The 22,173-nt window shown below is 56.7% G+C and carries 22 protein-coding genes; 8 read left to right on the top strand and 14 right to left on the bottom strand.

All coding sequences use genetic code 11. The features are described 5' to 3' along the window. Positions 1 to 46 precede the first annotated feature (46 nt). Complete coding sequence (locus R0J87_RS13395) at positions 47 to 2,794, bottom strand: bifunctional acetate--CoA ligase family protein/GNAT family N-acetyltransferase (RefSeq protein WP_498886728.1); 2,748 nt, start codon at positions 2,792 to 2,794, stop codon at positions 47 to 49. Between the two features lie 106 nt (positions 2,795 to 2,900). Here R0J87_RS13395 and R0J87_RS13390 point away from each other — a divergent pair, with 106 nt between their 5' ends. Together R0J87_RS13390 and R0J87_RS13385 are read left to right on the top strand one after the other, a co-directional pair. Beyond that, entirely contained in the window at positions 2,901 to 3,842 is a 942-nt protein-coding gene (locus R0J87_RS13390) for a histone deacetylase family protein (protein ID WP_404345856.1), read from the top strand. A gap of 71 nt (positions 3,843 to 3,913) precedes the next feature. Continuing rightward, entirely contained in the window at positions 3,914 to 4,546 is a 633-nt protein-coding gene (locus R0J87_RS13385) for a helix-turn-helix domain-containing protein (protein WP_404345855.1), read from the top strand. A gap of 42 nt (positions 4,547 to 4,588) precedes the next feature. Here R0J87_RS13385 and R0J87_RS13380 read toward each other — a convergent pair whose 3' ends face one another. The 5 genes from R0J87_RS13380 to R0J87_RS13360 all read right to left on the bottom strand — a co-directional run bounded on the left by R0J87_RS13380 (position 4,589) and on the right by R0J87_RS13360 (position 6,792). Continuing rightward, a complete protein-coding gene (locus R0J87_RS13380) occupies positions 4,589 to 4,939 on the bottom strand; it encodes a TusE/DsrC/DsvC family sulfur relay protein (RefSeq protein WP_404466307.1) in 351 nt (116 codons plus the stop codon). A gap of 3 nt (positions 4,940 to 4,942) precedes the next feature. After that, positions 4,943 to 5,230, bottom strand: a complete 288-nt coding sequence (tusB, locus tag R0J87_RS13375) for a sulfurtransferase complex subunit TusB (protein WP_498886725.1) — start codon at positions 5,228 to 5,230, stop codon at positions 4,943 to 4,945. Between the two features lie 15 nt (positions 5,231 to 5,245). Further along, on the bottom strand, positions 5,246 to 5,611 hold the full coding sequence (locus R0J87_RS13370; RefSeq protein WP_404466305.1) for a DsrE family protein: 366 nt from the start codon (positions 5,609 to 5,611) through the stop codon (positions 5,246 to 5,248). A gap of 10 nt (positions 5,612 to 5,621) precedes the next feature. Beyond that, positions 5,622 to 6,011, bottom strand: coding sequence for a sulfurtransferase complex subunit TusD (tusD, locus tag R0J87_RS13365; protein WP_404345848.1), 390 nt, complete (start codon positions 6,009 to 6,011; stop codon positions 5,622 to 5,624). Between the two features lie 100 nt (positions 6,012 to 6,111). Continuing rightward, entirely contained in the window at positions 6,112 to 6,792 is a 681-nt protein-coding gene (locus tag R0J87_RS13360; protein WP_404466303.1) for a Bax inhibitor-1/YccA family protein, read from the bottom strand. Between the two features lie 160 nt (positions 6,793 to 6,952). On the opposite strand from R0J87_RS13360, the gene R0J87_RS13355 reads away from it, so the two are divergent. Then, positions 6,953 to 7,744 (top strand): dienelactone hydrolase family protein, encoded by a 792-nt coding sequence (locus tag R0J87_RS13355; RefSeq protein WP_498886722.1) that lies wholly within the window; start codon positions 6,953 to 6,955, stop codon positions 7,742 to 7,744. Positions 7,745 to 7,814: 70 nt separating this feature from the next. On the opposite strand, the gene R0J87_RS13350 is transcribed toward R0J87_RS13355, so the two are convergent. The 4 genes from R0J87_RS13350 to R0J87_RS13335 form a co-directional block, all read right to left on the bottom strand. Further along, a complete protein-coding gene (locus tag R0J87_RS13350) occupies positions 7,815 to 7,985 on the bottom strand; it encodes a hypothetical protein (RefSeq protein WP_404345843.1) in 171 nt (56 codons plus the stop codon). A gap of 148 nt (positions 7,986 to 8,133) precedes the next feature. Further along, positions 8,134 to 9,135, bottom strand: coding sequence for an aldo/keto reductase (locus R0J87_RS13345; RefSeq protein WP_498886720.1), 1,002 nt, complete (start codon positions 9,133 to 9,135; stop codon positions 8,134 to 8,136). Next, positions 9,128 to 10,153 carry a hydrolase gene (locus tag R0J87_RS13340; RefSeq protein ID WP_498886718.1) on the bottom strand — a complete coding sequence of 342 codons (1,026 nt, stop codon included), beginning with the start codon at positions 10,151 to 10,153 and terminating at the stop codon, positions 9,128 to 9,130. The genes R0J87_RS13345 and R0J87_RS13340 overlap by 8 nt, the downstream gene beginning before the upstream one ends. 102 nt (positions 10,154 to 10,255) lie before the next feature. Further along, positions 10,256 to 10,438: a hypothetical protein gene (locus tag R0J87_RS13335; protein ID WP_083025836.1), complete on the bottom strand. Its 183-nt coding sequence runs from the start codon at positions 10,436 to 10,438 to the stop codon at positions 10,256 to 10,258. Positions 10,439 to 10,625: 187 nt separating this feature from the next. Between R0J87_RS13335 and R0J87_RS13330 the strand changes: the two genes are divergently transcribed. The 4 genes from R0J87_RS13330 (at position 10,626) to R0J87_RS13315 (ending at position 14,929) form a co-directional block, all read left to right on the top strand. After that, positions 10,626 to 11,288: an ABC transporter ATP-binding protein gene (locus R0J87_RS13330; protein ID WP_404345837.1), complete on the top strand. Its 663-nt coding sequence runs from the start codon at positions 10,626 to 10,628 to the stop codon at positions 11,286 to 11,288. A gap of 106 nt (positions 11,289 to 11,394) precedes the next feature. Next, entirely contained in the window at positions 11,395 to 13,509 is a 2,115-nt protein-coding gene (locus R0J87_RS13325; RefSeq protein ID WP_498886715.1) for an FtsX-like permease family protein, read from the top strand. After that, entirely contained in the window at positions 13,509 to 13,760 is a 252-nt protein-coding gene (locus R0J87_RS13320) for an FtsX-like permease family protein (RefSeq protein ID WP_498886713.1), read from the top strand. Before R0J87_RS13325 ends, R0J87_RS13320 begins: the two co-directional genes overlap by 1 nt. Further along, positions 13,757 to 14,929, top strand: a complete 1,173-nt coding sequence (locus R0J87_RS13315) for a lipocalin-like domain-containing protein (RefSeq protein WP_498886711.1) — start codon at positions 13,757 to 13,759, stop codon at positions 14,927 to 14,929. Before R0J87_RS13320 ends, R0J87_RS13315 begins: the two co-directional genes overlap by 4 nt. 8 nt (positions 14,930 to 14,937) lie before the next feature. On the opposite strand, the gene R0J87_RS13310 is transcribed toward R0J87_RS13315, so the two are convergent. Both R0J87_RS13310 and R0J87_RS13305 read right to left on the bottom strand, forming a co-directional pair. Continuing rightward, on the bottom strand, positions 14,938 to 17,298 hold the full coding sequence (locus R0J87_RS13310; RefSeq protein ID WP_498886710.1) for a putative inorganic carbon transporter subunit DabA: 2,361 nt from the start codon (positions 17,296 to 17,298) through the stop codon (positions 14,938 to 14,940). After that, positions 17,295 to 18,890 carry an NADH-quinone oxidoreductase subunit L gene (locus R0J87_RS13305; RefSeq protein WP_498886708.1) on the bottom strand — a complete coding sequence of 532 codons (1,596 nt, stop codon included), beginning with the start codon at positions 18,888 to 18,890 and terminating at the stop codon, positions 17,295 to 17,297. Before R0J87_RS13305 ends, R0J87_RS13310 begins: the two co-directional genes overlap by 4 nt. A 129-nt stretch (positions 18,891 to 19,019) precedes the next feature. Here R0J87_RS13305 and R0J87_RS13300 point away from each other — a divergent pair, with 129 nt between their 5' ends. After that, complete coding sequence (locus R0J87_RS13300; RefSeq protein ID WP_188638758.1) at positions 19,020 to 19,907, top strand: LysR family transcriptional regulator; 888 nt, start codon at positions 19,020 to 19,022, stop codon at positions 19,905 to 19,907. 17 nt (positions 19,908 to 19,924) lie between these two features. On the opposite strand, the gene R0J87_RS13295 is transcribed toward R0J87_RS13300, so the two are convergent. Then, the gene (locus tag R0J87_RS13295; RefSeq protein WP_498886706.1) at positions 19,925 to 21,013 is read right to left on the bottom strand and encodes a flavin monoamine oxidase family protein; all 1,089 of its coding nucleotides are present in this window, start codon (positions 21,011 to 21,013) and stop codon (positions 19,925 to 19,927) included. A 506-nt stretch (positions 21,014 to 21,519) separates the two neighbouring features. Continuing rightward, entirely contained in the window at positions 21,520 to 22,095 is a 576-nt protein-coding gene (locus R0J87_RS13290) for a hypothetical protein (RefSeq protein WP_498886704.1), read from the bottom strand. Between the last annotated feature and the right edge of the window lie 78 nt (positions 22,096 to 22,173).

Genomic DNA, 22,173 nt, shown 5'->3' with positions numbered 1-22,173 from the left:
GCACCTGCAGGTAAATATCTGCAGGTGTTTTTTATTCGCAGCGGTGCTAATCCGGCTGGCTTTCCAAACGGTGTCGCTGCCATTCGCTATCGGGCTCATTAAGCCGCAATACTGCGTCAATCACCTGTTCTTCCATGTTGTAACGGCAGCGGAATCCAAGATGCTTCATCAGTGCTCGCATGGGGTGGTTATCCACCATGATTTTGCCGATCATTTCCAGTGTGCCGATACTCGTGCAGTAATCGATCATCTTCTTCATAAGCAGGCTGCCAATCCCAAGCCCCTGCAAGTCGTCACGAATGATGACAGAAAACTCCGTGCGAATATTGTCGGGGTCGTTCCATACTCGTACGACCCCTAACATCTCCTTACTTCCGTCATCGTGCTGATGCTCGGCAATAAAGGCCATTTGGCGGTCATAGTTGATATGCGACAGGATGGAGAGGTCCCGCTGAGTGAGGTTGGATTTGTTATGGAAGTAGCGAAAACGAATACTCTCCTCTGACAGCTGGCGATGAAACGTCGTGATCAACGGCGCATCTTCGGCACGAATTGGCCGCACCTCGACCTGCCAGCCATTCTTCAGCGTCACCCACTCTCGCAACTCCTCTGGGTACGGCATAATCGCAAAGCGAGCCGGATGACCTAAATCCATCGCAAAATCGACGGCCAGCATGCCATCGCGGTTAAGCAGTAACGGATTAAGCTCAAGCCCGCGTAAATCCGTTAGATCAGACGCCATCTGTGAGAGTTTGACCAGTAGCTGGCAAAGGTGCTGAATATCCCGCTCAGGATCCGCTGAATGTTCACGAATCAGGGATGCCGCATGAGTACGCCCGACCACATCCGCCGCAAGGCTCATATTAATTGGTGGCAGCGCCACTTGGCGGTCGGCGAGCACGTTGACTTTATAGCCGCCAATACCAAAAACAATCAGTGGCCCGAATACCGGGTCGCGTGTAATACCTGCACAAATCTGCATCGAGTGCTTGCCGCGCTGCATGGGCTGTAAGCAGTATTCGCGAATGGCATGTTCAGGAAATTTTTCCTGCACTTTATCGCCTAGCTGGCGCACACCGTCGGCCACCTGCTCTGGCGTTTCTAAATCTTGCAGCAGCCCCGCAGAGATTTTATGCGGGTGCTTACGATAACGATAAGGCCGGCAGTTGCCTTCATGAACGACTTTCAGCGCTTTAGGCTCTGGGAAGCGCGCCGCTACGATTAACGCCTCTTCCGGCGAATGAATATACACACTGGTAGCCGTGGGAATGCCGTAGGCTTCTAATACCTGGGCAGTTTCGGAGTGCGTTAGCGTCTGTCGGCCCTGCTCTTTTGCCTGTTTGATCAGCGCCCGACACTCCGCACGTATCTCAGGACTGGTGGAAAACGGCAGGCTCGGTGGGATTTCATGGAGCAGCGCTTGTACGCGCTGATAATCCACCATATGCATAAACGCCTTTACCGCTTTCTCGGGCGAGGTGTAGGTGGGAATACCCGCTAAATTACACACATGCCGGGCATTCAGCGCTTCTTTCAATCCCATCCAACTGGTTAGTAAATTGCGTTTAAAGGTTTTGCGATGATCGATCAGTGCTTGAGCGGTGACTTGAGAAGGCGCTAATCGCGTAGGGGCATGCACCACCAGTACGGCGTCGACGTTAGGGTCAGCGGTGACGATTTGCAGCGCTTCAACAAAGCGTTCAGGCGTGGCATTCCCGCCAAGATCCACGGGGTTTTCGCCTGGTTTGCTCATATCCACTTGGCTTTTATGCAGCGCTGCCTGAGTGTCCTGGTTAAATTCTGCGAGTTTGCCGCCTGCACTGATCAGCTTATCAATGGCTAGCATCGCGGGCCCTAGCCCGTTGGAAACAATTGCTAAGCGGTCGCCGCGCAGAGGTTTCATGCGCGACAGGGTTTCTAGCGCATCGAGCATTTCATCGGAATCGTTGACCCGGACGACCCCAGCTCGAGCAAAAGCGGCATCAAACACCACATCTCGGTTGGCAATACCTGGTGTTGGGGCCATACCCGAAATATCTGACTGAGGTGTACGGCCACTTTTAATCGCCACCACCAGACGATTACGCGACGCATCACGAACCGACGTCATAAAATGCTGGGCGTCGGTCACCCGCTCAAGATGCAATAAAATCGCCTGAGCGGGTGAAAACTGGTTCACATAATCGATCAAATCAGGCAACAGCACATCCACGCTATCGCCTACGGTAATCAAGTGAGAGAACCCCACATCCCGGCCAGCGGCCCAATCAATCATCGCGTTGGCTAACATGCCTGACTGGCCTAGATACGCGACCTTGCCTGCCTTCACCGGCTGACTGGCATAAGAAGCATTGAGTTTTTTACCGGGCACAATCAGCCCCATACACTCTGGCCCAAGCACACGAATGCCTGATTCTAAAGCGGCTTGTAGCATGCGCTGCCGAATAGAGCCCTTATTCCCTTCATCTCGGTCTAGGTAAGCCCCACCAGAGAGCACCAACGCGGCTTTTACGCCGAATTTTCCCAACTTTTTAATGAGCTTTGCCACGCCTTCAATGGGAGTGCAGATGACGGCTAGGTCCGGTACTTCGGGCAGTTCTTCTACTGTGCGCACGCAGTCCATGCCAAATACCGTGTCGTAACCTTTGAGATTGACAGCCCAAAGTTTGCCTCTAAAGCCACCCTCTTGCAGATTTCCCAGTACCAAACCACCCAAAGACTCAGGCTTTTCAGAGGCACCGAACACTGCAATTGAGCGAGGTTCGAAAAAATGATGCAAAAAGCGTGTGCTCACGAGTGCGTCTCCTCTGAAATGAATGACTACTGTGTACGACTTATTGACACTGTCGCGCAAGCCCCTGGGGCGATTAAGGTGGCTCTAACGTTACCGGAGCGCTTGCATGATCACTGCCTACCTTACCCACCCCCACTGCGCATTGCACCACATGGGCCCAGAACATCCTGAAAGCCCGCTGCGGCTGGAGGCGATTCGTGCGCGCCTATCACTGTCTGGGCTGTTGCAGCAAACCATGCAAGCCGACGCCAAAGAGGCTTGCGATGAAGCTCTGGCTCGGGTGCATCCGCTTCGCCACCTAAGCGCGCTGGAAAAATGCCTACCCTCAGAGGGTATTGTCACGCTGGATAGCGACACCATGATGAACCCCGATAGCCTGAAAGCGGCTCGGGTGGCGGCAGGCGCGGTGATTCGCGGAGTGGATCAGGTGTTTAAGCGTCAAGCGGACAACGTATTTTGCGCGGTGCGGCCACCAGGGCATCACGCCGAAGCGGCCGATGCGATGGGGTTTTGTTTTTACAACAACATTGCCGTGGGCGCTGCCCACGCCAAAGCCAAATATGGCGCTAAGCGCATCGCCATTCTTGATTTTGATGTGCACCAGTGTAACGGCACCATCGATATTTTTAAGAACGACCCAGACGTGCTGATTTGCACTAGCTTTCAATACCCCTTCTACCCATGGCGATACCTACGCAGCGAATGGCAAAACGTGGTCAATACGCCGTTAGAGGTGGGTACCCAAAGTAAGGAGTATCGGCGCATCATTGAGCGCCAGTGGCTGCCGGCACTGCACGCCTTCAAACCCGATCTTGTCATGCTTTCGGCAGGCTTTGACGCCCACAAAGATGACCCCATGGGCGATATCTGTCTGGAAGATGAAGACTTCTACTGGGTGACACACCTGGCCATGGAAATTGCAGCGCTGTATGCCGAAAACCGCGTGGTGTCTGTATTGGAAGGCGGCTATAACCCGACATCGCTTGCGAGCGGAGCTGAAGCACATATTAAAGCACTGCTGGGTTTACCTTTTACTAATGCCCCCTAGCACGCCCACCCGCAGGTGGGCAGCTGTGGTACTATGCGCGCCTATGTTGCCTTCCTTCCTACGTGACCGTTATGACCGCAACTTCTGAAGAGCACGCAGCGCTACGCATCGCGTCAGGGCGCAAACCCTTTGTTGAGCCTCTCCGCCTGGGAGAACGGCTCAAGCAGATTCGTTTGGCCAATCAATGGACCCTGGAAGATGTGAGCCAGCGTACGGGTATTGCTCGCTCCACGCTCTCCAAAATCGAAAATGATCAGGTATCACCAACGTTTGGTGTGGTTCAGAAACTCATTAGCGGTCTCAATATCGATTTGCCCCAGCTCTTTACGCCACCCAAACGCGAACGCTACACCATGGGCCGGCGAGATCTCACACGTAAAGGTAAAGGGCAGCTGCACCCTACCCCGACTTACGAGCATGAGCTGTTGGGGCACCAGCTTGCGCAAAAGCGTATGATTCCGTTTAAAACTATCGTGCGAGCGCGCAGTTTTGAAGAGTATCACCAGTGGGTGCGCCACGATGGCGAAGAGTTTCTGATGGTGCTGCATGGCGATATCATGCTCTACACCGAGTTTTATGCCCCACTGGTGTTGGCAGAAGGCGACAGCATCTACTTTGATAGTGATATGGGCCATGCCCTAGTCTCTACCAGCCAAGACGATGCTGTCGTGCTCTCGGTGTGTACGCGGGGAGATTTGGTCTAACGCTGCAGAGTGTGTGAGCAGGGTGTGCAGCAAAGCTTGCCGCTATAGACAGTTAGTCGGCTTCGGCAGACCCGCAATGCGCGCCAGGCGTTTGGGAGGGCTGCCGGGGAACAGCGTCATTAAATAGACGGAACGCCCCTTTTCGTCGCCAAGTGCTTGCTGAGTGGCTTTAACCAAAGGCCGCATCGCCGGTGCCATTTCATAGCGGGCATAGAAGTCACGCACTACACGAATAAGCTCCCAGTGATGTTCTGTAAGAGATAGCCCTTCATCTTCTGCCAACAGCACAGCCACCTCATCGTTCCAATCCCCCTGCTCTACTAAATAGCCTTCTGGGTCGAGTTTTATGGTCTGAGACGAATCAAGATAACGGTATAAACTTTCTTCACTCATTATTCAGTACCAAGATATGATGTTTGCGTTATGCTCGGTCAACTCGACAAAGCCGTCCATAGTGACCCAGCTAGCCTTAGCAATGAGTGCACCTGGGAGTAACCCACGAGACGCCGCATCTTCTTCTAACACCCGCACCTGAACACCACCAGCATTCCAGCCTGACCACTCTGGGTGAAGCACTGCCCGCACGGCATCTTCAATCAGCAAAATAGTATCGCCTTCCACAGCAGTCGAGAGCATCTGCTGCGCCGCCTCGCTATGCGGGGGCTTATTCAGAATATGTAACATGTCACTCTGCCCCGTTTAAAAATTAAGCACGTGTGAATGGCGGCCTATCAACTCGGGTAGCGCATGATCGGCAATGACGGTTACCCCATCAACCAGCTGTTCAGCGTTCACATTCAGGGCTTCTAATGCCTGCTGGGGCACCAGCAGCTGGTCAATATCATACATCGCGAGCATATCAATAGTGGGTAGCGTCGCCTTCTGCCCTGGTGCCCCTACTCCCTGCTCTTTGATCAGCGCCAGCACGCCCTGGCCTAGAAACAGCAGGCTGACCGCCTCACCAAACGCCGCTGCTACCAAAGCCACATCTAGCCCTTCTCGCAACGCATTAGAGCTAAACGGCGCATGGCGAAGAATCACCAACCTATTATTTGCACTACTCATTCACTGCTCCCTAGGCAAAGGTGATTAAACGATCACAGCGCTGCTGCAGCGTTAGCAGTTGCCCCAAACCGGTCAACTCAAACGGTGCAGCCAAGTTGAAATGCGCCTGGCCATGCCGCTTTGCCTCGGCTTCACTCATGATGCCGCGGCGCAGCGCCGCTGCAATGCACACATCCAGTGCAACACCATGCTCTTGATGCAGCGCTATCCACGCATCACGCAGATTCAGCTCATCCTGGGGAGGCGTCATAAGCAAGGAGGCATTATGAACACCGTCTTGGTAGAAAAACACACCCGTTAACCGGTGCCCTTTGCTAATCAGCGTCTTAGCAAAGCGCAGCGCCGAATGGGGTGCCGCACTGGTATAGGGCGCACCCATCACCAACAAGCCATAATCCATTGCGTCGTCTCATGCCAAATTAACGAAAAAAAACAGACCCTACAAAGTAGGGTCTGTCATGGGTATCACTCACATCAAGTGATCGCTATCTTACCATCGATCAGTCGTTGCTCATGATGCCTAGAATAGACAGCAGGCTGACGAACAGATTGTAGATAGACACGTACAGCGTCACGGTAGCAAGAATGTAGTTAGTCTCGCCCGCGCGGTGTACGATTTCGCTGGTCTGATAAAGAATCGCTGCAGAGGCGAACAGCACAAAGCCAGCGGAAACCATCAGCGACAGCGCCGGGATGTTGAAGAAGATACCGGCGACCATAGCCAAAATCAGCACGATGGCACCCGCCATCAGGAAGTTACTGAGGAAGCTGAAGTCTTTCTTAGTGGTCAGTGCCACTGCAGAAAGACCAATAAACGTCAGACCCGTCATGGCCAGTGCGTTCATAATCAACGCACCGCCGTTAGGCAGCGTTAAGTAGGCAGAAATGATCGGTCCTAGGGTGAAGCCCATGAACCCTGTGAATGCAAACGTTGCCAATAGGCCAGCCGCAGAGTTGGCCGTTTTGTGTACCAGGAACATCAGGCCGTAGGCACCGATCAGGAACACAAAGATGTTCAGTTGCTGGATACCCATTGCGACAGAGGCACCCGCCGTGACGGCAGAGAACAGCAGGGTCATTGCCAGCAGCGCGTAGGTGTTGCGTAGCACCTTGTTGGCGCTCGCACTACTCACCGAACTGTGGGTTTGCGTTCTTGCCATGTTCGAATCGTTAAAAGCCATGTATCTATGCTCCCTAGTAGTCATACTATCAACGGACAAGCATGCCGTTACCTAGTTCCAGACGCAAGTCTTTGTCTTCCACGCTAAGCGTAAGCTTTTACAGTTCTCCTTTCGGTAAGGTTGACTATGCTTTAACTCCCACACCGACTTGGACACAACAATGCGCTATAAAATCCCTACCGCACTTCCAACAGCGGGTATTTTGTCACTTTCCGCCTTCACTCTTTCTACCTTATTACTCTCTACAACGGCTTACGCTTTCACGCCTAGTGGCGAAGATGTCACTTATGAGGTGAATGGCGAACGTTTTGAAGGTTATTTCGTCTCTGCCGGCGAAAACGCCAAAGGCAGTGTGCTCATTGTGCACGACTGGGACGGTGTAGATGACTATGAGCGCCAGCGGGCCGACATGCTGGCAGAACAAGGCTACGATGCCTTTGCCGTCGACCTCTTTGGTGCAGGCAACCGCCCACAGGCAACGGAAGATAAACAGGCGGCCACTCGCGCGCTGTACGAGGATCGTGAGCGGATGCGCGAGCTTACCCTAGCAGGCTTGGCTCAGGCCAGAGAAGCAGGAGCAGAGAGCAATACGGTGATTATGGGTTACTGCTTTGGTGGCGCAGTGGCGTTAGAAATCGCGCGTTCTGGTGAAGCCAGCGATGTAGCGGCATACACCAGTTTCCATGGCGGGCTAGACACACCCGAAGGCCAAGCCTACGCAAGCGACACGCCCCCGATTTTTATCGCTCATGGCGGAGCCGATGATGCGGTAAGCCTGGAAGACGTAGCTACGCTGGCCGGTGAACTGGAAGCCGCAGGTGTCACCTACGAAGTCGGTATCTACTCCGGCGCCCCACACGCGTTTAGCGTGTTTGGGAGCGACCGCTACCATCAACGTGCCGATGAACAGTCTTGGGCCACGTTTCATCAGTGGCTGGAAGAAATGCTGTAAAGTGATACAAAAATGGGTAGCCAAAGCTACCCATTTTCCTAGTGACGGCTAGCGCATTCGCATTGATGGCCTATAGCACCTGCGTTTCACTGTCGTCCTCTTCATCTTCTTTATGGGGCGTTGCCACGTTAGAGGTTACTTGACGAGCATCTTGAGCATTATACAGACGCGCATCAATCGCATTCAGCACCGCTAGCTGCGCAAACAGTACCGCGAAACAGATAATTAAACCTTTCAACATGGTGGTGACCCTTAATAAGGCGAAAAGCTCGCCTGAATTCACCGAATAGTAGCGCAGGGTAAACAGAAAGCAACGGGCCATAGAAAATAAAACTGGCCGCTTAGCTATCTCCTGGTGATATCCCAGTTGCGCACTAATTCTACTCCTATTATGCAAACTCTTCGGTATCAATATCCGCCTGCTGGGCGTCATTGTAACGGCTGCCCGCCACCTCTCCAGGAAGCATCATTTGATTCAGCGTCACTCTATCCGCATCGCTTAATACGACCTGCTCCGCTGTTAGATTTTCCTGCATGTGCGGAACAGAGTGAGAGCCAGGAATAGGAATCACATAACTGCCCTGCGCGTTTACCCAAGCCAGCGCCAGCTGGGCAGGCGTAATTTCCAAACGTTCCGCGATGCCATTAAAGCGCGCTAGCAGCCCCAAGTTGTGGGTCAGGTTGTCGCCGTTAAAACGGGGCATTCCGGCACGCATATCGCCTTCCGCATAAGCGGTATGGGCGTGAATAGCGCCAGAGAGAAACCCGCGACCTAGCGGGCTGAAAGCCACAAGCGCGGTACCCAGCTCGTTGCACGCTTGGCTAAGGGCAATCTCGGGGTTACGCGTCCACAGCGAGTACTCTGACTGCACCGCCGCTACCGGGTATTCAGCGTGTGCCTTGCGTAGCGTATCAGCAGATATTTCCGAAAGGCCCACAGCGCGCAGCTTGCCCTGCTCCACCAGTCGGCCTAGCGCTCCCACACTCTCCTCAATCGGTACCTGGCGATCCATGCGGTGGAGGTAATAGAGGTCTAGGTGATCGGTTTTCAGGCGAGTCAGGCTTTCTTCACATTGGCGGCGGAGCGTATCGGGGCGGCCATCAATCACCCGTTTACCGCTCACAGGGTCCATGGCCATGCCACACTTGCTGGCCAGCAATAGCTCACGCCGCTTAGAAGCAAGCGCCTTTCCTAACAGGCTTTCATTAGCCGTGCCGCCGTAGAGCGTCGCCGTATCAAAATGGCGGTAGCCCATCTCAAAAGCATCATTGAGCACCCGAATGCCCTGCTCTTCCGGCACATAGTGCCCGTAGCCATGCGAGAGGTTCATACAGCCAAGCCCGATACGTGGCGATGCGACTTCCTTTAACCGGTTATAAAATTCAGACATATCCAACCTCGATAGATGGTGTATGCGGCACCTGCGTGTCTAGCCACGTAGGCAAACGATGCTCGAGATAGTAGCGCGGCCGCCAAGGGCTACCTTCAATAAAACCAACGTGCCCACCGCTGGGGAAGAGTTCTAGTGCCACGCAGTCAGGCAGCGCGTGGGCTTCCGGTACGCTATGGGGGTAAATAAACGGGTCATCTTCAGCGTGAACCATCAGGGTAGGCACTTGAATAGCGTTAACAAAATAGGCGCTGCTGCTGCGCTGGTAATACTCATCGGCGCTATTAAAACCGTGTAAAGGGGCCGTCACTCGACCATCAAAATCCCAAAACGTTTTCATGCCTTCTAACGTTTCAAGGGACATAAGCCGCGCCAGTTCATCGGTGCGCCCCTGCTGGCGAAATGCGTGCTGCTTAGATTCCACGTAATGGCGCAGGGCACGCAGAAAGCGCGCTTGATACACCTTGGAGAAGCCCTGACTAATCCGATCCGCGCAGTGGTCCAAACGAAAAGGTACAGAAACAGCCACCGCCGCACGCAAAGGGCACTGGCTGCCCGTCTCGCCTAAATACTTTAAGAGTACGTTGCCACCGAGTGAGTAACCTACGGCCACCAGCGGCTTACCGGGATAGCGCGCCACCAGCTGCGTCACAATATCGGCCAAATCTTCACTGGCACCGGAGTGATAGCCTCGGGCACGGTGGTTAGGCTCGCCGGAACACCCCCGCCAGTTCACCGCCACACTCTGCCAACCCTGCGCGGCCAGCGCCTTTTGCTGGCCTAAGATATACAGCGATGACGAGCTACCCGTTAAACCATGAAGCAGAATGGCGCAGCGGGTCTGTTCGCCTTGCGGGCCGTACCAATCCAGATCAATAAAATCGCCATCTTGCAGCGTCATGCGCTCGCGTTGGCGCTGAAGCCTGGGGTTCGCGCGGAATAACGGGCTATACAGGGTCTGCAAATGCCCGCCGGGCAGCCAGCGCGTGGGGCGAAAGAGGGAGTGAAGCGAACTCATACCATTGCGTACCCGCTAAGAAAACCGCTGGCTAGCTTAGCAAACTTTTAACAAAACGCAGTGGCCGCGCCGAATGGCTTTCTCGTTACGCCTCAATTCCCGCTACTCTTCGACATCCACCTTGCGCAGGTCATCAATGCCTACTCCCTCGGGCAGGTCTTCCGGCTGGGCAGGCAGCCACACCGGGGAAAGGTCGCTATCTTCTCGGCCATTTTTGTGGGTATGCCCAGGAATGCGATACACCACTCGCTCGTGCTTGTGATCCCACGCGTAGATTCTATCCATGTTTTCTCCTTAATTTGCACTTCGTGATGAGCACTGTTCGATTTGAGACTAGACCAACATGGCACCACCAGCCGCCCTCACCCAGAGCTATCCAGCAAACACAAACCGCAAAAGATGCGTATAAGTTACCGCCTTTTTGGTGAGCGCTTTGCTATAGTGACGACGATTAGTCACCCAGGAGACGCGCATGCTTGCCCTGCATCAGCTTAGTAAAACCTTCAGTACCCCTCAGGGCGAACTGCATGTGCTCCATCACGTAAACCTCACGCTTAAACAAGGCGAAAGCCTAGCGCTGATGGGCGAGTCAGGTAGCGGTAAATCTACCCTGCTGCACTTAGCCGCCGGGCTGGATACTCCTGACCAGGGCAGCGTGGTCATCAATGGCCACACGCTTTCCGCGCTGAATGAAACCGAACGTGCAAAGCTCCGTCGCCAACAGCTCGGCCTGGTGTTTCAGCAGTTTCATCTAGTGCCCAGCTTGAACGTGGCCGATAACCTGCGCCTCCAAGCACGGCTTGCAGGCCGAGAAGACCCAGCGTGGAGCGCCTATTTGCTGGAGCGGCTGGGGTTAGCCGGCCGAGAAGCGACTTACCCTGAACAGCTTTCTGGGGGCCAGCAACAGCGTCTTGCGATTGGTCGCGCCCTGGCCGTTCGCCCTGCGCTGCTGCTGGCCGATGAACCCACCGGCAACCTAGATGAGCACACCGCCGATAGCGTACTAAGCCTGCTGCTATCGCTGGTGAAAGAGACCCAGTGTGCGCTGTTAATGGTCACCCACAGTGCGCGAGTAGCCGCGCCGCTGAACCGCGCCTTTCGACTGCATCACGGCCAGCTACAGGACGCACGCTGATGATGAAGCGCGTCCTCATCACGCTCTTTAGCCACTACAAGCGCCACCCTGGGCAGCTGGCGATGCTGCTGGGGGGCTATGGGTTGCCAGCGCCCTGTGGAGCAGCGTGCAAGCCATTAATGCCACGGCGAAAGAGAGCTACGCCCGAGCCAACGCGCTGTTCAGCGCCGACACCGACCAGCTAGACCGCCTAGACAACGCGCCACTCAGCATGGACGACTACATCGCGCTGCGGCGAGCGGGGCTTCCGGTTTCGCCGCTGCTGGAAGCGAGGCTCAGCCATGAAGACCAACCGCTAACGCTGTTAGGCATTGACCCCTTTACGCTGCCTTCAGGAGAGGGCAGCGGCTCACTCACTGAATTCATCACACCCCCATGGCAAACTCAGCTCGCCCCGGACACTCTGCCCACTCTAGGGCTGACTCGCAGCGATGCCCCAGGCGCGACGCCGCTACTGAGTAGGCAACCGCTACCGCCCCTGCAACTGCGTAACGACCTGCCGCCAGACACGCTGGTGATGGATATCGGCGCGCTCTCTGCACTCTACAGTGACCAGGCCACACTCAGTGTGGTGAGCGCACCAGATGCCATTGAACAGCCGCCCAGCGGCTACCGAATCACCCGAGCGGCCAGCATTGCCTCTCCTGAACAACTCACCGACAGCTTCCACCTCAATTTAACCGCGCTAGCGTTTCTCTCCCTGGTGGTGGGGCTATTTATTGTGCAGGCCGCGCTAGGCTTAGCTATGGAGCAACGGCTAACGACGCTGCGCACTCTTCGCGCCCTGGGCGTGCCCGCAGCCACTATTACACTGGCGATATTGATTGAGTTACTGGTATTGGGTGGCATAGGCGCAGCCGCCGGGTTACTCAGCGGGCTGTGGCTTGCCGGAAAACTGCTGCCGGATGTGGCCAGTACGCTGACATCGCTCTACCGGGTAGATGTTCAACAGTCACTCGCCCTGCCCTGGCATTACTGGCTGGGGAGCATTGCGATCACGCTGGGCGGCCTACTGCTGGCCGGTAGCGGTACGCTGTGGAGAGCGGCAAGACTTAACGTGCTCGCCCTTGGGCACGCCTATGCCTGGCGCAGCGGCTACCAGCGCCAGCTAAGGCGGATGCTGACAGCAGGCGGTTTAGCGGCCCTGCTTACCTTTGGGCTGGCCTTTTGGCTGAGCAGGCTACCTAGCGGCAGCGGCTTGATGCTGAGTTTCGCACTGGTCGCGGCACTACTGCTCACCAGTGCGCTCTGCTTGCCGCCGCTACTTAATGCCATATTGAACGGCTTACAAGCCGCTGTTCGTCGCGTTGCTCTGCTGCAGTGGGCCGTGGCGGATATGCAGCTACAGCTTCCCCGCTTATCGCTGGCCATGATGGCGCTATTGATTGCGCTGGCCACTAACCTGGGGGTAAGCAGCATGGTGGGCGGCTTTCGGCTGACGTTTTTAGACTGGCTGGACCAGCGCTTAAGCGCACCGCTGTATATCAATGCCGCGCCCTCTACCCTAGCCCCGCTTAACGACTGGCTGCGCGACCAAGAGAGCGTGCTGGAAATTCTGCCTACGGCCAGGGGAAATACAGATTTACTGGGTATTCGCTCTATTTCAGGCAGTGAACAACCCACGCTAGGCAACATTTCACTGTTTGGCATTCACCCCGTACCGCTACTCACTGACCACTGGCCGCTACTAGAAACGCAGCACAGCAGCACCGCCGCGTGGCAGGCGCTCAGCCAAGGCAGCGTGTTCATCAACGAGCAAATGGCGTTCGCGCAAGGCCTAGCCCCCGGCGATACGCTGACGCTGGCAAGCCGCCATGGCCGTAGCGATGTCACCATTGCCGCTATTTACCCGGATTACGGCAACCCCCAGCCGCAAATGGTGATGACCGTCGAGATATTAACCCGGCGTTTTGAGGGAGAGCTGGCCACTGTAGGCGTCGCCTTGCGGGATGGCGCTGACGAGGCGAACTTTCGCCAAGCGCTGATGGAGGAGTTCAACCTTTCCAGTGACGCATTGGTCAATCAGCAGGAAGTGAAACAGCTGGCCACACAGATTTTTGAGCGCACTTTCAGCATTACCCGCGCTTTGAATGGCCTCACCCTCGGCGTGGCCGCTTTGGCATTGCTCGCCACGCTGTTGGCCCAAGCGCATCAGCGCCAGCGCCAACTGGCCGCCTTATGGGCGCTGGGCGTGCCACGACGAACGCTGGTCTACCGTTGATGCAGCTAGGTGGCCTTGCCCTGCTCACAGGTCTGTTTGCCCTGCCACTCGGTATCGCGATTACCTGGCTGCTGGTCGCGGTCATCAACGTAGCGGCTTTTGGCTGGCGGCTACCGCTGCAGCTGTTCCCAAGTGAAATAGTCATGATGCTGCTCACGGCTCTAGCGGTGGCGCTACTGGCCGCCGCGTTACCTTGCTGGAAACTATGGCGCAGCTCGCCTCGCGCACTGCTAAACGAGGGGGATGCATGAAACCACGTATGCGACGCATCTTATTAACAACATGGATGGCAGCGGCGGCTGGCGTTAGTGCAGGGCTTGCGGGGTGCAGCGAAGAAGACGCCAACACGCCCACTGAGGGTTTTGCTGGACTGGGCGCACAGGCAGAAGGCTATGCCCAAGCCAGTGCCGAAGCGCCGCTCGCGTTTCCGGAAGACCACGGCCCCCACCCGGATTACCGTATTGAATGGTGGTATCTCACCGCTAACTTAGAAGATGAATCTGGCCAGCCGCTAGGGCTTCAATGGACGCTATTTCGCCAAGCGCTAGTGCCCCCGGAAGAGCGCCCAGCCTCTACCCCGTGGGCCAGCGACCAAGTGTGGATGGCGCATATGGGGCTTTCTCAAGGGGAGACCCACCTTGCGGCGGAACGCTTCGCCCGCAGCCACAGCCAGCAGCCCCAAGGGCAGGCAGGGGTGATAGCGGCTCCATTTCAAGCGTGGATTGACGACTGGCTGTATCAAAGCCCCGCCACGGCCAACTTTGAGCAATTTACGCTTAGCGCCTACAGCGGTGAAGGCAACGAGCGCTTTGGCTACGAGCTAACGCTTTCAGCAGAAGGCCCGCTGGTATGGCACGGCGAGAACGGTTTTAACGCCAAAACCGTTCAAGGCCAGGGCTCGCACTACTACAGCCAGCCGTTTTTACGCATTGAAGGCAGCGTCACGCTCAATGGCCAGCAAAAAGCCGTCACGGGTAATGGCTGGCTAGATCGGGAGTGGAGCAGCCAGCTATTAACGGCAGAACAAACCGGCTGGGACTGGTTTTCGCTGCATTTGAACGATGGCCGTAAGCTCATGGCGTACCGCTTACGTGGCGGTGGCGAGAACGGCGGTGACTATCTGTTTACCCACTTGTTTGACGCTGAAGGCACGACTCAACAGATGAGCACTGACCACATCACGCTGACGCCACTCGCCACCAGCCGAGTGGCCCAACGCGATATACCCACGACTTGGCAGCTAACGCTGCCCAGCGCGGGGCTAGACCTCACCATTGAAGCCCGCGACCCCAACCGCTGGATGCCCACCACCGTGCCCTACTGGGAGGGCGATGTGACGGTGCGCGACACCGCCACAAATGCAGCGCTCGGGGTGGGCTATTTAGAGATGACCGGCTATGAAGATCTAAGCGCTGAGTAGCTCGCCTCTCAAACGACAACCAACTGCCAGCCTTCTGGCGAGTAGCGCTCTAGGCCACCTTCTCCCATACGAGTGAGCCACAGCCAGCGGTGGTTGATTAAATCCGCCACCACCGGCTGGCGTTCAATAATCGCTTCGATGCGCTCTCTGGGCGCGTCGATCACCACGGTTAAGCGCAGCGGCTCGTGATGAAGCTTCTCGCCATCGCTCAGCGACTGCTCCGGCAAGCCAATGCGCAGTTGGGGCGAATTACCCTCAATAACCCCCACATGGCCACCCACCACTGAGTGCAGCAGCTTATTACCCGCGCCGTACAGCCCAGGCACCACGGTAGACGCGTAGTACTGCAGGTTGATCCAACTGGCCACCAGCATCGGTGCCATCATCAGCCCTTCTAACACCTTGCCTTCCGGATCTTGCTCTGGGCAGTAGTCGTGCAAGAACGCGCGCCCGTCCAGCGCTTTCCCTTGGGTACGCGCCCGTGGCGCTAAAATAAGCGCGGCATTATTTACCAGCCCCCACTCAGGCCGTGGTTGCGACCAGTCGGCACCGCGCATAGCGAAGGTTTTCAGTCGCTCAATAGGGTCGGCGTCATCCACCCCCAGGTCAGGTGACCGCTCAAGACGCGTAGCCTCACCCGCCACGTGTACACCGCTTTCAAATGCGGCCAGCGCGTCTTCTAGCGCTTCGGGCATCTGCTCATCCCGGTAGACATGCACGCGGTCGGTGAGCGTGCAGTGGGTGGCGGCCAATACATAAAACGGGCTGGGCAACGTCATACCTGCGTGTTGTACGGCCTGCTGTACTTCCGGGTCGTTCAGCAGCGCAGCGGCTACTCGCGCATTCATGCCACCGCCCTGCCCGCCACAGGCACCGCAGGTAAGCCCGGCGTGGTGAGGGTTGTTTTCGCTTTGGGAGTCGTGGCCCACCAGTACCAGCAGCGACGCCGTGGGGGTTCCCAGCAGCGTTAGCAGGTTTTTCGCCAGCGCTATTTTTTCATGGCGGGCAATTGGCTCGCCGTCGTAGGTATGGAAAAGCCCGGCGGGCGCTTCGCACTGGGGCACGGTTGCCTGTTTGCGCAGGCTGTCTTTGATCAGCTTCCAGCCCCAGGCAATGCCGGTTGTCTCCACCAGGGTGAAGGTTGAAAGCGGCGCGTACTTCGCGTGGCGCACGCTTTGGCGCTGGCTCTCTTTTTGATAGCGCTGAACGCCTCGCTGCTGCGGCTGCAACGAGCCCACCCGATAAGCAGGTTTTAACAACCCCGGCACACGGGGCTGGGCACGCTCGGGCCCTGTAGCCGCATCAGCCACCGGCATAGCGAAGAACCCCGCCACCCCTAACGTGGCCACGGTAGGGGTGGCCTGTTCTAAATGGCGACGAAACCGCTCAGAGCGCACGTCGATACAGAACGCAGCCTGCACCTTAGGGGCGGAGAAGAGCTCGGCAGCCGGCGCGGCTAACGTTGTGGCTAGCGCCCGCTGGTAGCCCAGCTCATAGGCGTGCTGCCAGCACCATAGCGCCTCGTGCGCAGAAGCAATGGCGTAATCGGTTTGCCACTGGGCTAACCAATCGCGCTGCTGAATGCTGGTGAGCTGGTTAACCCCTAACCACTCCCACGCCATTACCATGGCCGCCAGCTGGGTAATGCCCGCCTCTGCCTGCTGGTGGGCGGTATGCCAACCAATGCCTTGGCACCAGGAAGCCCAACCGTTAACGCGTAACAACAGGGTGTGGGCCAGCACCTCAAACGCTTCTGGGGTGAGCGCCCAGTCTGCGGCTATTTGCGCAACCGCTGCGGCGGGGTCATCTGGCAGAGTTTGTAGCACCTGGCGCTGCGCTTTAGGCCAGCGCAGATCGTGCTGTGCCGCCGTTTTCCAGAAGTGATAAAGCGAAGGCACAGAACGGCTTGCCCAGCGCTGTTGATGGTGATCAAAGTAGCTCGCACAGCTCTCCGCCAGCGGTTCAAACCCGTCATGCCCTGCCAGGGAATCCCAGGCGCTGCGTATCGGCGTTACCGGCTTCGGCGGTGTTGCCAAGTAGCTCACTAGGCTCTGCTCGCTATAGGCGTAGCCGCTTTGGCGCAACGCCTGCTGTAGGTCTTGCGGAGTAATCCGACCCAATTCCCAAGCGTTACGATAAAACTCGGCTTGCATGGTCATCGGCTGCCCGGCTCGGCGGCTGAGCGCTTGGCTCACCTGCTCAATGGGCTGATGCTTCAGGCCCCACCAAGGGTTGACCGCAATCCACTGGTCCAGCGGCCACACTGGGGCAATGGCGTCGGTCGCACGCTTTAGCGCATCGCTATACTGCTCTGGCGACGGCGCTGATGAATGGCGTGAGGATGTGTCTACGGCAACAGGCTGACTCATGACCACTCTCCTTTTAAACCAGGGGCAAGCGATGAAGGATGCGACCAGGCACGAATGGGGGCTACCGCATCCACCGCACGCTGAAACGGCAGTGCTAGGTATAGCCCTTGGCTAAAGTGAACGCGCCAGCGGGCTACCCAGGCAGCCTGAGGAAACAGCGTCACGGCCCCTGCGGCCAGCACTAGGCTTACCAGCATCAGTGCCCCTAAAAGGCCTGCCGTGAGTGTTAAAGGCGTGTAGGCGCTGGGCAGCGCCGGTGCCAGCACGCTGTGTAGCAAGGCATACAGCGGCACCAGGGCAAGCGCCATTACTACCAACGCTAAGCGCTTGGGTTTGGCGGTGCCCACCGGCATGCCCAACAGCATGCTGCCCACCGCCAAACTAAGCAGTGCACCCAGCAGCGGATTATGGCTAACCAACGAGGGCCACATCATCAGTACCGTTGCTGCGACAGCGGCCGCAGGCAACGCAAGAGAAAGACGCTGACGCAGCGGCGCAAGCGGCAGGCGCTCACAGCGCGAGGCCCGCACGGTACGGCCAGACGCCAAGAAGGAGTGGGCTTTATAAAGTGAGTGCGCCAACAGGTGAGCTAGCGCCAGGGTGTACGCCCCTACGCCAATTTCAAACAGCATAAAGCCCATTTGCGCGCAGGTAGACCACGCCAGAGCATGCTTGACGGAGGTTTGGGTCAGCATCGTCATCACCGCGACCAGCGCGGTAAAACCACCCACCGCAATCAGCAGGTAATGCCCAAGCGTTAGGCCATCAAACACCGGGAACAGGCGCAGCCACACAAAGCCCCCCAGGTTAATGACCCCCGCATGCAGCAGCGCGGAGACCGGCGTGGGCGCTTCCATGACTTTGATCAACCAACCATGCATCGGCACCTGGGCGCATTTGCACAGCGCCGCGATAGCCAACGCCACCGAGGCGGCCTCCACCTGCCAGCCGCCAGAAGTTGCCGCGGCGGCCGCAAACAGCTCAGGTAGCTGAAAGGTACCGAAGCGTGCGTACAAAAGCGCTACCGCTACAATCAGCGCGGCATCGCCTAAGCGGCTTACCACAAATTTTTGCCATGCCGCCCGCTGGGCTTCCACCCGCTCAGGGTAGAGCGTTAGCAAGTGGTGCAGCGCCACACTCACTCCCACCCAGGCAATCAGCATTACGACCAAGTGATGGGTAAAGACCAACAGCATCACGCTTGCCAGCACCACCAAACACCAGGGCAAAAACCGACGCTCGCCACGGTCGCCCTTTAGGTAGTTCTCTGCAAAACGCAGCAGCACCGTGCCTAACAAGCTGATGAGTAGCGCCATCCACACGGCCAAACCATCGGGGTACAAGCCCAGGGGCTGAGCGGCTTCGGGCAGGCCAGTGGGTACACCCAGCGCATCCAGCACCAGCAGCCCGCCCACCGCTAGGCTCGCGACCAGCGCGCTTGCCGTTAACCAGCGGCCTGTTTTCCAAGCGCGCTGGAGCGATGCGGGCGTGCTGGCCCGTGCGCTGACGCCCGCCATCACTAACAGCGAAACCGGGACCAATAACCACAGCGCCAGTAGTGATAGCACCGTTATGTCGACGAAATTTGGCATAGCCTTCCCCCTTAGTCGTATGCCACCGACTATGCCCAGCTCGTCACCATATAAAAAATAGTTTATTTTTGATAAATCGTTCTTTAAAACAGAACGAATAGCCAACACGCAGCCTGAGGCCCCTCTGCCATGAAGCTTAACTACCATCATCTTTACTATTTTTGGCAAGTGGCGAAATCGGGCCACCTGACCCGCACGGCCGAAGCGCTGCACGTGTCACAGTCGTCGCTTTCCCAGCAAATTCGCCAGTTAGAGGAGCGCTTGGGCCAAGCACTGTTTATTCGCGAAGGGCGACAGCTGCATCTTTCCGAAGCAGGCAGGCTGGCATTTGATTACGCGGAAACCATCTTCACCCAAGGCGAAGAGCTGAGCGCGCTGTTTGCTGAAGGCGGCCATGCCCACCGCGAGGTGGTGCGCGTAGGGGCAGTGGCCACGCTATCACGCAACTTTCAGGAGGGGTTTGTGCGGCCGCTGCTAGGCCGAGACGACCTGGATTTGATACTGCAAAGCGGTGGCATGGATGACCTATTGCGGCGGCTTTCGGCCCACAAGCTAGACGTGGTGCTCTCTAACCAGCCCGTACGCGGTGATAGTGAACACCCCTGGCGCTCCCAGCGATTAGCGCGCCAACCGGTAAGTTTAATTGCAGCGCCCCACCTCTCGCCGCCACCCGCTTTTCCCAAAGGCTTAAGCGGCCACGCGTTTATTCTGCCTGGTGTTGAAAACGCCACTCGCCACGCCTTCGACCAGCTGTGCAGCCACTACCGGCTAACGCCCAAAATTGCTGCCGAGGTAGATGACATGGCGATGATGCGCCTACTAGCCCGGGACACTCAGCACATTGCCGTTATGCCCCCCGTGGTGGTGCGCGACGAGCTGCACAATGGCACGCTCAAAGATTACGGCGCGCTGCCCGGCGTATGGGAGGAGTTTTACGCCATTACCATTCAGCGCCGGTTTGAATCTCCCAGCCTAAAAGCGCTGCTTACGCGCTCGGGCGAATCGCTACTGGATTAGTGCTTGGCACAAGCGCCCTACTTCGCCAACACATCTGCCACGCCGCGCTCGGCGGCTTCAATGGCACCTGCCAAGTAACCGGCATACTGCTCGCCCCACTCGCTGCCAATGCCGGTTAAGCAAGGCTGCCAAGGCCCATCAGCAGCGCGAACGGGCGGTGCCATGCCATGATGCTCGCTAGGTTGTTGATCGGCGTGGGTAGCGGTGAACGGCTCCTGCGCCCAATCTTTAATCACATCCCGCGTTGGGTTAGCCGCTTCAGGGCCAAACAGCCTGGCTAGCTGTGCGCGGCAGTGTTGGCGCAGCGCCTCGTCGTCAATCTGTGCCCGTGCGCTTGCAGGTAAGCTAAAAAATCCAAACAGCGCTGCGTGGCCATCCGGGTGAGACGCATCATGAATTTCACCCAGCGGGCCGATCAAGCTACGTGCCTCTCCTGAGAGCTGTACTTCTCGCCAAAAAGGCGTGGCATACAGCGCCACGTATTTACCGTGGGGTGCCATCCAGGTAGCGGTATTGGCCCACTGGTGGGCAAGCCGCTCCGGCAGCGGCGGCGTAAAGGCTATCGCCTGCGCCGCCAACCTGGGCGGCACTGCCAGCAGCACGTGCTGCGCGCTGTAACGCTGCCCGCTCGCACATGCCAGTACCACGCCAGCATCGGCGGTGAGCGACATAGCCTGAACCGCCTGCCCAATGTGAAGTCGAGAAGGTTCAACACGCTGGCGCAAAGCATCTATCAATGCCTGCATGCCGCCTTGCAGCCGCATCGAAGGCGGCTGATTCGCAAAGCCCTGCATACGCACAGGCGGCATCTGGTGAGAGCGCTCCACCACCATATCGCCGGTTTCATGCTGGGCAAACGACGACAGCCCCAGCGATTCCACCAGCGCCCCCAGCGCGTGCTGAAACCCCGGCCAAAACCACGAAGGCCCCAGATCAAACGCCTCAGAAGCACGGGCCGCCTCCGGCACCAGCGACGCAATACGACCACCCACCCGCTCCCGCGCTTCCAGCACCATGTAATCGGTGATGCCCCGCTGTTCCAACAAATAAGCGGCATACAGCCCCGCCAAACCAGCGCCCACGATGGCGATGCGTGTTGTGTGCATGAAGAGGTCTCGGTGGTGGGTTAGGGTTGGGAGGATAGCTTAGTTGGGCGGGTTTTGGGGTGGTTGGATAAAGGGAGTGCCGTTAGCTGCTGTATTTGAGTCAGCTAACGGCCAAGAGCGGTCTTTTAAGTGTCACTGATGCAGTGCTTTAACGCCGCGCGTAGCGGCGCGAACGAAGTGAGTGTACGAGCACCGAAGGTGCGAACTGCTACGCTTGGATATGCACTTCACACTTGAGTTTTCCCAAAACACCTCCTCCCCCGTTGCGCACTAAAGTCGTTAGCATGGCCGTGGAGTCAATAAAGACGCCAACAAATGTGAACATCCTAAGGAGAAAACCATGTCGAACAATACATCTCAAAATATCGCCTTGACCTGCAATAATAGCGGCGCTGGGTGGCCCAGCACCACTGGGAACCCTTCTGGCGGTGGCAGGGACAATGCGCCGCCGAAAGGTAAGTAACCATTTCGACCTAGGCAGTATCCAAGGCGATTTCGGATACTGCCTAGATCAATGAAGCTTGCCTCTTATAACAAGCAGAGAAATCAGAGAAGTTAAATAATCCACTGCATACATCGTGCTTGAGTGCATCCATAACCATATACACTCTGAAAACTTTATATAGATATCTGGCTGTAACCTCAGATTGATTTTTTCTTGTGTAACCGAGGCCTTGCAACCAATGCATTGCGTTTAATAGAAAGCGAACCAAGCTTTCATCTTTAGGCATGTTCTTCCCGGAAGTCCACGCTCTTAGTTGACGAGATTTCTCGTCGATGTCACTTTCTCCTGGCATGAAACTTGCGATTTCTCGCCGACTAATATCCTTGTTCGACAGCTCACTTAGCTCTTGTTGCCAAGTAGAAACCAAGAGATCCATCGCAGCTCTACTCTCGCATTGATTCTCAAAGTAAAGAGAGAGATATCTATTCTTTGAATGAATCCGGCTTGGGCAATATTCAACCTCAATATCCAACTCATATCTAAGCAAAAAGGCCATTATTGATGAAACGACCACCTCCGTTACAAAAAGTCGTCCCATCTCAGATCTTAAAAAATCTGATTGTAAGCGAGCATTCATATTGAATCGCCCTGGGTTTCGTAGACACCTCCAGGCCTTATACTAAAGGTATCTAGGAGGATCCATGAGCCGTCCCCG

The organism is Halomonas sp. SIMBA_159 (assembly GCF_046536035.1).
Taxonomy (GTDB): domain Bacteria; phylum Pseudomonadota; class Gammaproteobacteria; order Pseudomonadales; family Halomonadaceae; genus Vreelandella; species Vreelandella venusta_A.
Note: the sequence above shows the minus strand (reverse complement) of the source record. Positions and strands in the feature narration are given on the sequence as shown.